Here is a 12,095-nt window from a genome sequence, read left to right on the forward strand (position 1 = left end):
GACAGTGACATGTGAACCGTGATCATAATTGACAGAAAGGATGCAGCTGTGAAGGCACTGAACAGTTACAAAAGGATTATCATAATGAAACATATAGGAATCATAGGAGCCATGGAGGAGGAAGTGGCAATCCTGAAAGAAAAGATGACGGACGTGACAGTAGAGAAAAAGGCGTCCATGGAGTTTTACAGCGGCAGGTTAAACGGCAGGGAGGCTGTGATCGTGCGCTCCGGGATCGGCAAGGTCAATGCAGGCATCTGCACCCAGATCCTGGCGGATGATTTTCACGTGGATGCTGTCATCAACACCGGTGTGGCAGGCTCACTGCGGGCGGAGATCAATATCGGCGATATTGTTCTCTCCACAGATACCCTGCAGCACGACATGGATGCCAGGGAGTTCGGCTATCCCATCGGCCAGGTGCCCAGGATGGACACGCTGGCATTTCCGGCGGACGAACAGCTGCGGGGCCTGGCCGCAGAGGTCTGCCGCCGGGTCAATCCCGATATCCAGGTGTTTGAGGGCCGTGTGGTGAGCGGCGATCAGTTTGTAGCCCAAAAAGAGCTGAAAGACCGGATCCTTGAGAACACAGGCGGATACTGTACAGAGATGGAAGGGGCGGCCATCGGACAGGCTGCGTACCTCAATCAGATCCCCTATCTGGTCATAAGGGCCATTTCCGACAAGGCGGATGACAGCGCCCATATGGACTATCCCGCCTTTGAAAGAGAGGCGATCCGCCACACCGTAAATCTGGTGGAGAGCATGGTGGAGAGACTATAGAAAAGGCGGCTTTTGTCGCCATTTGACGCACGATTTTTGTTTTCAAAACGGCTGGGTTGCTATATAATGAATGCCATAAAGAGCGAGCTTTTTGCGCGCCGAAATAGTGAGGAGGATTTACTGTGCACTTATTTTATTATGGCACCTGGCTGATGGGGTTATTAAGCCTGTTCAGCGTACTGGCAATCTACGGGAGCAACAGAAGAGTAATCCGGGATATGAAAAACATTCCGGCGGTAAAAGACAAATGGCTGCAGCAGTTTCTGCTGGAATATCAGAGAAATGTAAAAGACGATTCAGCGATACATAACCCCGCTGTGTATCTCACAAGGCGGATGAGAGGACGAAAGATAGGACCCATAACCCTTCGGCAGATGAAAGGGGTATCCTGGTATACTTTTGTCCTCTCTTTTTTAGCAGCAGGTGCCGGGGCGCTGTGGCTTAGGAGGACAGGCCTGGAGCGGATCTCATTTCCGGTCATCACCCGCGATTTCCCGGCTATGGGACTTCTCGTGGGCAGCGCAGCGGTTATGGGTATTGTGCTTCTTCTGATTCGCATGGTCATATCCATGGGATTCCAGGAGGAGGTTATTGAGACAAATCTTTTGGATTATATGGAAAACCAGAAGGGTGACAGCCAGAAGGTCATCCAGATCGAACCGGTCCGTCAGAACTCTAATTCCAAAGCTGCCAGAGCGGCAAAAGCGGGAAAGACGGGCAGAAGGGCAAGAGCAAAGGCAAAGGAACAGGAACAGATCCAGCAGGAACAACGGCTGAAAGCCCAGAAGGAGCGTGCCATGCCGGACCGCCGCGGGCAGGATAAAGACACCCGGGCCGAGAAGGTGGAAGAGCGTATCCGGGAAGCGGCAGCCACAGATGAACGGTACAGTCATCTCCTGAACAAAGAGGAGGAGGCCATCGTCAAAGATGTGATAAAGGAATTTCTAACTTGATAAACCTCCCATCATTTGCTAAACTATATTTGTTGAATGACAACGTTCAAGTGAAGCCGGACATGCTGTCTTGACGTTATGTCAGGTCAGCTTCAGGCAAACGACAGGAAAAAGGAGAAGAGAGCAATGGGAAATAAAGTTACATTTGATTATTCAAAAGCCGCCAATGTGATCCGCGAAGAAGAAGTATCAGCAATGGAAAAAATGGTGGAAGCGGCCAAAGAAACTCTGGTATCCAAAAACGGTCTTGGAAATGACTTCCTGGGCTGGATCGACCTTCCGGTAGACTATGACAAAGAAGAGTTCAGCCGCATCAAAAAAGCAGCAGAGAAGATTAAAGGTGATTCCGATGTGCTGCTTGTGATCGGTATCGGCGGATCCTACCTGGGAGCGAGAGCTGCCATTGATTTCCTGAACCATCCATTTTATAACAACCTTACAAAAGAAGCCCGTAAAGCTCCGGAAATCTACTATGTAGGAAATAACTTAAGCGGTGCGTATGTAAAAGGCCTTGCTGAGGTTATCGGAGACAGAGACTTCTCCATTAATGTCATTTCAAAATCCGGTACTACAACAGAGCCGGCAATTGCTTTCCGTGTGTTCAAAGAAATGGCTGAGAACAAGTACGGAAAAGAAGAAGCAGCAAAAAGGATTTATGCGACAACAGATAAAGCGAAGGGTGCATTAAAGACCCTGGCAACTGAGGAAGGATATGAGACATTCGTAGTTCCGGATGACGTTGGAGGACGTTTCTCCGTGCTGACAGCCGTTGGACTCCTGCCTATCGCAGTGAGCGGCGTTTCCATTGACAAGCTCATGGAAGGTGCAGCATCCGGAAGAGAACTGGCACTGAATACTCCGTATGCGGAAAATGACGCTCTGCAGTATGCGGCAGTCCGCAACATTCTTCATAGAAAAGGCAAATCCGTTGAGATTCTGGCTGACTATGAGCCGACCCTGCACTATGTGGCAGAATGGTGGAAACAGTTATACGGCGAGAGCGAAGGCAAGGATCAGAAGGGGATCTACCCTGCATCCGTGGACTTTACCACAGACCTGCACTCCCTGGGACAGTTTATCCAGGACGGCTCCAGAATCATGTTCGAGACAGTTCTTGCCATCCAAGAGCCGAAAGAGGACCTTGCCATCCAAGAGGCGGACAATGACCTGGACGGCCTGAATTATCTGGCAGGCAAGGGCATGGACTTTGTAAACAAAAGCGCTATGAACGGAACCATCCTTGCCCATACAGACGGCAATACACCGAACCTGATGGTGAAAATCCCGAAACAGGATGAGTTCTATCTCGGACAGTTGTTTTATTTCTTTGAATTTGCCTGCGGTATCAGCGGTTACCTGACAGGTGTGAACCCCTTCAATCAGCCTGGTGTTGAGAGCTACAAGAAGAATATGTTCGCACTCCTTGGAAAACCGGGATACGAGGACAGAAGAGAAGAGTTACTGAAAAGACTTTAATAAAAAAGCCTGTGCGGAAGTTCACAACTCCCGTGCAGGCCATTTTTTTATCCCTCTTCGATCACCTGGATTTCCAGAAAATCAAAATCCAATACCTCAATAAAATTATCCTGGTTAAAACGCGCTTTTGCGTGCTTCTGGAAATCTTTGATATTCACATCCAGCCACAGAGGCTTTTCCAGATCGAACTCATAGCATATGGCGTCCAGACAGTGAAATACTTTTTTGGTGCGGCTGGTGTCCGTCTCATCACATATAACGGTACTCTTGACCATATGTGTGTCTTTATAAATTGTTCCCATCAAACGAAACATAATAAAATTCCTTTCCATTGAATTTGTCTAATTCGTATTATTATAAAAAAGAATTCGACATATGTAAAGTAATTCGGAAAGAATTACTGTTGATTTAGGAATTGCCTGAAGTCATTGTTTTGTTAATGCTGTATACGGAAGAAAAGTTCATTATCTGTATATTTAATATGTATTCTTTAAGTATTTCTTAATTTTATGGAATTTATCTACGTTTCTTTACGGTAAATGTAGAAATAATGGTATAATGGATTTACAGCAGTGACGCCACGTCCTGAGACGATTCAGGGTACAGGCATCCCTGGCAGGATGTCGTGCCCGATAGCAAAATAATGACAAGAGGTGGTTACATGTTCAGGATACTTGTTTGTGATGATGATAGAGAGATTGTTCGTGCCATAGAGCTCTATCTTTCGGAGGAGGGATATGAGGTACTGTGCGCATATGATGGAATAGAGGCTGTGGAAGTGGTGCGCAGGGAGAAGGTTCATCTGTTGGTGGTGGATATCATGATGCCTGAAATGGACGGAATACAGGCCATCACCCGGATACGCAGATTTTCCAGTATCCCCATTATCTGCCTGACAGCCAAAACAGAGGATGAGGACAAGATCGCCGGGCTTAATGCGGGAGCAGATGACTATATGGAAAAACCCTTCAATCCCCTGGAACTGGTTGCCCGGGTGAAATCCCAGTTAAGACGTTACACCGAACTGGGAAATATGCCGAAAGGGCAGGGGGAGCATATTTATTTTTCCGGGGGACTGCTTGTGAATGACGATACAAAGGAAGTGACCCTGGATGGAAAAGGGGTGCGGTTTACCCCCATTGAATATAATATTCTTTTGTTTCTTCTGAAAAATAAGGGTAAAGTATTTTCTATTGAGCAGATTTACCGTAATATATGGAATGAGGAAGCCATAGGCGCTGATAATACGGTAGCAGTACATATACGGCATATCAGAGAGAAGATTGAACTGAATCCAAAAAACCCGAGGTATCTGAAAGTTGTTTGGGGAGTGGGATACAAAGTTGACAATATTTCGTAATAGAAAAGAGAAAAAACCCGGCAGGAATAGGCGTCCGTTCTGTTATCCAGGGACACTGATCCTGCATTTTTTATTTGCGGTAATTGTGATGATCTACATTATTATTGCCGGCTATTATCAGGTATGGCAGGATCCGGGCTGGCTGGCGGGGGAGACACCTCCCTATTACAGGACCAGGGATTATGCCCAGAATGTGGAGAATGAGGTATCTGAACTGATCAATTATATCCGTCTCAGGAATGATTTTGAGACGGACGGCGAATACGACCCGGATAAGCTGGTGGATATCCTGGAATACTCGGAGCAGGGAAGCATAAGCGGCAGCAATACAAGCGGGCTTGTGTATAAGCTCCAGCATCTTTATGACTGGAGCAAGGAGAATGAGAGCTATCAGTGGTGGAGGAATTACATCCAGGAGAATGACAAAAGTCTGTACAGTATCAGCCAATTAAGGGAAATCAAAGGGACCCTGGATGAACTTTATGCTCCTAAAGGATTTGACAGTATTCTGGAATTTGTCATGTCGGACAAAAATGTGAAAAAGGCAAGCGAGGTACACTGCTCCTCCGGACTTGCTGTGTGCCTGCTGAAAATTGACGCGGATATGCCGGTATATCTGAAAGACAAAGAAAAGTTCAGGCCTGAAAATACTAATGTAAAATACAGGTTTGAAAACCGTGAGACAGGCCAGGTCTACACCAACTGTACCGGGGAGGAGGACAGGCAGAATGCCGCGCACATTCTGTTTCAGGGAGAGACCTTCTTTTTGGATACGGACGTCCCGCTGTCTTATGAAATGCGGTATGATATTATCAAGAAGCTCAATCAGGATATTTCGGATACAGAGAATATTACCCTCTCTGTCTGGATCGACCGGACATTCGCAGCCAAGGATTACCTGTGGGGCGGCAGTCAGTTTTATCATAAATGGTCCTGGTTTATCAAAACGTTTCCGAAAGGGCTGGTGTTATGCGCCGCCGCATTTTTCTTTTCCCTGATAATACTCTGTGTGCTGACCATAAAAAGAGCCGGACAGGGAAAAGGGACCGGCAGGTATTTTGATAAGATCGCCATGGAACTTCTGCTGGTTCCCATGGGACTGTTTTTTTACCTTGGCGCATGGATCGTCAGGAACAGCCTGGAGGAAGTTCTGCCCCCTCCCAAGGCTGCTGCAAATGTGATACTGCTTCTTTTCATCTATGCATTTCTGCTGGCAGGAGTTTTGAGCATCCTCCGGAGAGGGAAGGCTGCGACCCTTGGCAGAGGGAGCATTATTATCCAGATCATTGAGAATTATAAAGCAGGTATCCGGGGCGGAAAGCGGGCGGCTCTGGCACTGGCCGGGTTTGTTTCCTATACGGTGATCAGTTATCTGCTGTGTCATGCAGGGACCGTGGGCGGTGTGATCCTGGTGTTCCTGAATCTGTACGCAGGCGGACATATCCTGAAGGAGATATCCGCAAGAGAGCAGATGCTGGATGGTGTACGGAAGATCACCCAGGATAATTTTGCATATAAACTGCCTACAGAGAACCTGAAGGGGGTCAATGCGGAAATCGCAGGCAACACCTGAAGACACCCCTCACTTCCATGATCAGCTATATCGGACTGTTAAAGCGGGAGAAGACTGTGAACCCCAAGATTGAAGAGTATGTGGATGTGCTGGACAAAAAGACCCAGCGTTTGAAAATACTTATGGAGGATCTGATCGAAGTATCCAAGATCAACTCCGGCAATTTCCATATCCAGCCCGAGCAGATGGACTATCAGGAGTTCCAGCAGCAGGTGCAGGGGGAATTCTTTGAGCAGCTCGAAAGCCGCGGTCTGGAGACTGTGAGCAGTATGCCCAAGGAGCGGGTTTATATCCGGGCTGACGGGAGGGCCTTGTGGCGGGTTATGGAGAACCTTTATGGCAATATTGTCAAATACGCCCTTCCGGGGAGCCGTGTATATACGGACATGAGGATAGAGGAAGGCAAAGTCGCTTTCTCCCTGAAGAATATTTCCAGGCAGCCTCTCAACATTGATGCGGAAGAGCTTACCCAGCGGTTTATCCAGGGGGATGAATCCAGGAGCACAGAGGGCAGCGGCCTGGGGCTTTCCATTGCCAGGAACCTGGTGGAGCTTATGGGAGGCCGGTTTGTCATCTATCTGGACGGGGATTTATTTAAGACAACCCTTATATTTCCAATAGCGTCTGCAGGGTCCGGGAAAAATATGGAGAAATAATATCCATTGTGCAAGTTGTATATTGAAGAATAAAAAATTCGGTAAATTGCCAATGGGGTGTAATTCCTTGGAGATGATAACAAAGACTTTATTTAATCTTTGTTTAATTGAACCATGGTAAAAAACGGGGTGGCAGTGTTATACTTGTAACAGTTAATCAAAGCAAAGAGACGCGTAACAATTAGGAGGAAATGAAAATGGCAAGCTTATCATTACAGCATATTAGCAAAGCATATCCAAACGGATTCGAGGCAGTAAAAGACTTTAACCTTGAGATTGAAGACAAAGAGTTCATCATCTTCGTAGGTCCTTCAGGTTGTGGTAAATCTACAACACTTCGTATGATCGCAGGTCTGGAAGAGATTACAGGCGGTACATTAAAAATCGGTGATAAAGTTGTAAATGATGTAGAACCTAAGGACAGAGATATCGCAATGGTATTCCAGAACTACGCTCTGTATCCGCATATGACCGTATATGACAACATGGCATTCGGCCTGAAACTGAGAAAAGTTCCGAAAGACCAGATTGATAAGATGGTAAAAGAAGCAGCCAGGATCCTTGACCTGGAGAAACTGTTAGACCGTAAACCGAAAGCTCTTTCCGGTGGTCAGAGACAGCGTGTTGCTATGGGACGTGCTATCGTACGTGAGCCTAAAGTATTCCTGATGGATGAACCTCTGTCAAACCTGGATGCTAAACTTCGTGTACAGATGCGTACTGAGATTTCCAAACTGCACGAGAGATTAGGTGCGACCATTATCTATGTAACACATGACCAGACAGAGGCTATGACACTTGGTACAAGGATCGTTGTTATGAAAGACGGTATTGTACAGCAGGTTGATACTCCGCAGAACTTATACAACGCTCCTAAGAACCTGTTCGTTGCAGGATTCATCGGTTCTCCGCAGATGAACATGATGGATGCAGTATGCCACGTAAAAGGCAACGAAGTTGAAATGGTAGTAGGCGGAACAACGATTGCATTACCGGCTTCCAAGAGAAAACCATTGATCGACGGTGGTTATGATGGAAAGACAGTTGTTATGGGTATTCGTCCTGAGCATGTATACGATGATGAAGCTCGTATCCAGGCGTTCCCGGGCAGCGTGATCGAAGGTAAGATCACTGTTTACGAATTACTTGGTGCTGAGGTTTACTTATACTTTGACACAGAAGGATTCCCGATGACAGCAAGAGTTAATCCGCGTACAACAGCCAGAACAGGCGATGTTGTTAAATTCTCTCTGGATCTGGAAAAGATTCATGTATTCGACAAAGAAACAGAACAGGTAATTACAAACTAATTGTTATGAAAAGATACAGACTGCCGCGGATTTATCTGCGGCAGTTTTTATATCTCAGGGAAGTCCTGCTTTTGTATGAAAATAAAAAATTGATATTTTGTCGAAAATACGTTATAGTAATTGATATATTAGTATTTTGACAAGCGCGCAGAAGGAGAAGAACTATGATTTCAAGCCAGGTGATACAGAAGACATTAGAAGAATTGAGAACCATAACGAGAATAGATCTCTGTGTTATGGATGTGGATGGAAAGGTAAACTCTACTACATTTCCGGTGGAGAACGAGGATTTCGGTGATGTGTCCGGCTTTGTGGAATCAATGGCGGACAGCCAGGTAATGAAAGGCTACCATTTCTTCAAGATTTACGACGGGCAGTCTGTGGAGTTTATTCTGATCGCAAAAGGCGGCAATGAGGACGCCTATATGATTGGCCGTGTAGCAGTTGCTGAGATCCAGAACCTGATAGTGGCATACAAAGAACGTTTTGATAAATCCAACTTTATCCAGAACCTGATCCTTGATAACCTGCTTCTGGTTGATGTATACAATCGTGCCAAGAAGCTGCACATCCCGGTGGAGGCCAAGAGAGTAGTGCTTTTGGTTGAGACCAAAAATGAGAAGGACCAGGATGCCATTGAGATCCTGAAGAATCTGTTTGTGTCCAGAACCAATGATTTCATTACAGCGATTGATGAGAAAAATATAATTATTGTCAGGACTCTGGAGGAGACCGACAATTATGAGTCCATTGAGAGCATTGCCAAAATGATCGTGGATATGCTCAATGCGGAGGCTATGTCACAGGTGCGTGTATCATACGGCAATATTATCCACGAGATAAAGGATGTATCACGCTCTTATAAAGAAGCTAAAATGGCTCTCGATGTAGGTAAGATTTTCTATGTTGAGAAAACAATTGTGGGATACAACAATTTAGGGATTGGACGTCTGATCTACCAGCTTCCCATGCCTCTGTGCGAAATGTTCATGAAAGAGGTGTTCGGTGGAAAACTGCCGGAATCCCTGGATGATGAGACGTTAAATACCATCAACAAATTCTTTGACAATAACCTGAACATATCAGAGACCTCACGCCAGTTGTTCCTGCACAGGAATACACTGGTATACAGACTGGAGAAGATCCAGAAAAGCACTGGGCTTGACATCAGAGTGTTTGATGATGCGCTGACATTCAAGATCGCGCTGATGGTTTCCAGTTATATGGAGTTTATGAAAAAACAGGATTAAAGAGGATCATATGTCAGAGCTGCCATATGCCGCGGGGAACCCACCCGGGGCATGTGGCAGCTTTTTCACAGCTCCTTCCGGCTCCGGTATTTTGCCGGAAACCGCGCGGAATCCCCTTACGGATGACACCTGGCGGGACAAGGTATGCGGACGGTAAGGGCACTTGAATTAAATAAAGCGATAGAGAGATAAAATGCTTGCATTTTAGCGTGATAATTCGTATAATAGAAAAGAACTGTATAAGTGTATACAATGATACAAATTAGCGACAAGGAGGATATATCATGGTGAAACTTTATGATGGCGGTGTCTGGTTGGTGAATGGGACCGATCTGGTGGAAGACAGTCCCAAGGCAGCAAACGCTGTTGCGCAGATGACAGGTGCAGCGTCTCTTGACAGGGAAGAAGCATCCAGGCAGACAATGGCTTACTCTATTTTGGAAAAACATAATACATCCGGGAATATGGATGATTTAAAGATTAAATTTGATAAACTCACATCCCACGATATTACATTTGTAGGGATCATTCAGACGGCAAGGGCTTCCGGGCTTGAAAAATTCCCCATTCCCTATGTGCTGACAAACTGTCATAACTCTCTGTGTGCAGTGGGCGGGACCATCAATGAGGATGACCATATGTTTGGTCTGACCTGCGCAAAGCGTTACGGCGGAATGTATGTGCCGCCTCATCAGGCAGTGATCCATCAGTTCGCAAGGGAAATGCTGGCAGGCGGCGGCAGGATGATCCTGGGTTCCGACAGCCATACCCGTTATGGTGCCCTGGGAACAATGGCTATGGGCGAGGGCGGTCCGGAGCTTGTGAAACAGCTTTTAGGAAAGACTTATGATATACACAGGCCGGAGGTTGTAGGTGTTTATCTCACCGGAAAGCCCATGCCGGGCGTGGGGCCTCAGGATGTTGCCCTGGCTATTATCGGCGCTGTGTTTGCCAACGGGTATGTAAAGAATAAAGTTATGGAATTTGTAGGCCCCGGCGTTTCCGGGCTGAGTGCTGATTTCCGTATTGGAATTGACGTTATGACTACAGAGACCACATGTCTCTCCTCCATCTGGACCACAGACGATACCATAAAAGATTTCTATGAAGTACATGGAAGGGCGGAGGAGTACAAAAAACTGGTTCCGGGAGCAGTGGCTTATTATGACGGAATGGTCTATGTGGATTTAAGCCAGGTAAGACCTATGATCGCCATGCCGTTCCATCCAAGCAATACCTACACCATAGAAGAGTTAAACGCAAACCTGATGGATATTCTGGATGATGTGGAGAAGAAGGCACAGGTGAGCCTGGACGGCAAGATTCCTTTTACACTGAAAGATAAGGTACATGACGGCAGGCTGTATGTGGAGCAGGGCATCATTGCAGGCTGTGCAGGCGGCGGATTTGAGAATATCTGTGATGCCGCGGACATATTAAGAGGCACCAGTATTGGTTCAGATGCCTTTACATTAAGCGTTTATCCGGCCAGCACACCGATTTACATGGAGATCGCCAAGAACGGAGTCCTGGCAGATCTTATGCAGACAGGTGCCATTGTGAAGACTGCCTTCTGCGGCCCCTGCTTCGGCGCCGGGGATACTCCTGCAAACAATGCCCTGAGCATCCGCCACTCAACCAGAAACTTCCCTAACCGGGAAGGCTCCAAAGTACAGAACGGACAGATTTCCTCTGTGGCTCTGATGGATGCCCGTTCCATTGCAGCCACTGCAGCGAACAAGGGATATCTGACCGCGGCAACTGACTATGATGTGAAATATACAAAACCGCGCTACTTCTTTGACAAGGCCATTTATGAGAACCGGGTATTTGACAGCAAAGGCATCGCTGACCCGGATACAGAAATACAATTTGGCCCCAACATCAAGGATTGGCCTGAAATGCCGGCTCTCACGGAGAACCTGGTGCTTAAGGTGGTTTCCGAGATCCATGATCCGGTCACCACAACAGATGAACTGATCCCGTCCGGCGAGACTTCATCCTTCCGCTCCAACCCTCTGGGACTTGCCGAATTTACCTTGTCCAGAAAAGATCCGGAGTATGTACCGCTCGCAAAAGGGGTCCAGGCTGCGGAGAAAGCCCGTGAGAAAGGAAACAGTCCGCTGGAGGCTGTGCCTGAACTGAAACCGGTGTGGGATAAACTGAGAGAACTGTGTCCTGATATGGACAGCTCCAACACAGGGATCGGAAGCACCATTTTTGCAGTTAAACCGGGCGACGGTTCAGCCAGAGAGCAGGCTGCTTCCTGTCAGAAAGTGCTGGGTGGATGGGCTAACATTGCCAATGAATACGCGACCAAACGCTACCGCTCCAACTTGATCAACTGGGGAATGCTTCCCCTGCTCATAAAGGCCGGTGATCTGCCGTTCAAGAAAGGCGATTATCTGTTCCTTCCGGGAATCCGAAAGGCTGTGGAGGAAAAGGCAGAGGAAATAAAAATCTATGTGGCAGGAGATTCCTGTACAGAATTTACAGTTAAAATAGGTGATTTGACAGATGATGAACGTGAAATCATTCTGAAAGGCTGTCTGATCAACTACTACAGAGGTTAACATAAAAACCGTACGGCACAGCATTTATCCGACAAAACCAGACATTTTCAGTATGAAGGATAAAATAATGTGTCGTACGGTGTTTTGTTTTGGCAATTTCCAATGTTCAGAATTATTATGTTTATCAAGAATTGTATACTAAATTCACATAAATATACATA

The 12,095-nt window shown here is 46.6% G+C and carries 10 protein-coding genes; 9 read left to right on the forward strand and 1 reads right to left on the reverse strand.

Features of this window, described 5'->3' with window-relative positions:
* Positions 1 to 84: 84 nt before the first annotated feature.
* The 3 genes from A4V09_RS22180 (at position 85) to A4V09_RS22190 (ending at position 3,212) form a co-directional block, all read left to right on the forward strand.
* Positions 85 to 783 carry a 5'-methylthioadenosine/adenosylhomocysteine nucleosidase gene (locus tag A4V09_RS22180; protein WP_065544923.1) on the forward strand — a complete coding sequence of 233 codons (699 nt, stop codon included), beginning with the start codon at positions 85 to 87 and terminating at the stop codon, positions 781 to 783.
* 122 nt (positions 784 to 905) lie between these two features.
* Positions 906 to 1,736, forward strand: a complete 831-nt coding sequence (locus A4V09_RS22185) for a hypothetical protein (RefSeq protein WP_065544242.1) — start codon at positions 906 to 908, stop codon at positions 1,734 to 1,736.
* A gap of 126 nt (positions 1,737 to 1,862) precedes the next feature.
* Complete coding sequence (locus A4V09_RS22190) at positions 1,863 to 3,212, forward strand: glucose-6-phosphate isomerase (RefSeq protein ID WP_065544243.1); 1,350 nt, start codon at positions 1,863 to 1,865, stop codon at positions 3,210 to 3,212.
* A 47-nt stretch (positions 3,213 to 3,259) separates the two neighbouring features.
* On the opposite strand, the gene A4V09_RS22195 is transcribed toward A4V09_RS22190, so the two are convergent.
* A complete protein-coding gene (locus A4V09_RS22195) occupies positions 3,260 to 3,526 on the reverse strand; it encodes a hypothetical protein (RefSeq protein WP_065544244.1) in 267 nt (88 codons plus the stop codon).
* Positions 3,527 to 3,873: 347 nt separating this feature from the next.
* Here A4V09_RS22195 and A4V09_RS22200 point away from each other — a divergent pair, with 347 nt between their 5' ends.
* From A4V09_RS22200 to A4V09_RS22225, 6 genes are all read left to right on the forward strand, one after another.
* Positions 3,874 to 4,572: a response regulator transcription factor gene (locus A4V09_RS22200; protein ID WP_065544245.1), complete on the forward strand. Its 699-nt coding sequence runs from the start codon at positions 3,874 to 3,876 to the stop codon at positions 4,570 to 4,572.
* Between the two features lie 88 nt (positions 4,573 to 4,660).
* Positions 4,661 to 6,145: a hypothetical protein gene (locus A4V09_RS22205; protein WP_157123546.1), complete on the forward strand. Its 1,485-nt coding sequence runs from the start codon at positions 4,661 to 4,663 to the stop codon at positions 6,143 to 6,145.
* A 17-nt stretch (positions 6,146 to 6,162) separates the two neighbouring features.
* Positions 6,163 to 6,801, forward strand: a complete 639-nt coding sequence (locus A4V09_RS22210; RefSeq protein ID WP_065544247.1) for a sensor histidine kinase — start codon at positions 6,163 to 6,165, stop codon at positions 6,799 to 6,801.
* Positions 6,802 to 6,998: 197 nt separating this feature from the next.
* Entirely contained in the window at positions 6,999 to 8,111 is a 1,113-nt protein-coding gene (locus A4V09_RS22215) for an ABC transporter ATP-binding protein (RefSeq protein WP_065544248.1), read from the forward strand.
* 164 nt (positions 8,112 to 8,275) lie between these two features.
* Positions 8,276 to 9,361, forward strand: a complete 1,086-nt coding sequence (locus A4V09_RS22220) for a PucR family transcriptional regulator (RefSeq protein ID WP_065544249.1) — start codon at positions 8,276 to 8,278, stop codon at positions 9,359 to 9,361.
* Between the two features lie 284 nt (positions 9,362 to 9,645).
* The gene (locus tag A4V09_RS22225; RefSeq protein ID WP_065544250.1) at positions 9,646 to 11,934 is read left to right on the forward strand and encodes a hydratase; all 2,289 of its coding nucleotides are present in this window, start codon (positions 9,646 to 9,648) and stop codon (positions 11,932 to 11,934) included.
* Positions 11,935 to 12,095: the final 161 nt, after the last annotated feature.

The organism is Blautia pseudococcoides, assembly GCF_001689125.2.
GTDB classification, from domain to species: Bacteria; Bacillota; Clostridia; order Lachnospirales; family Lachnospiraceae; genus Blautia; species Blautia pseudococcoides.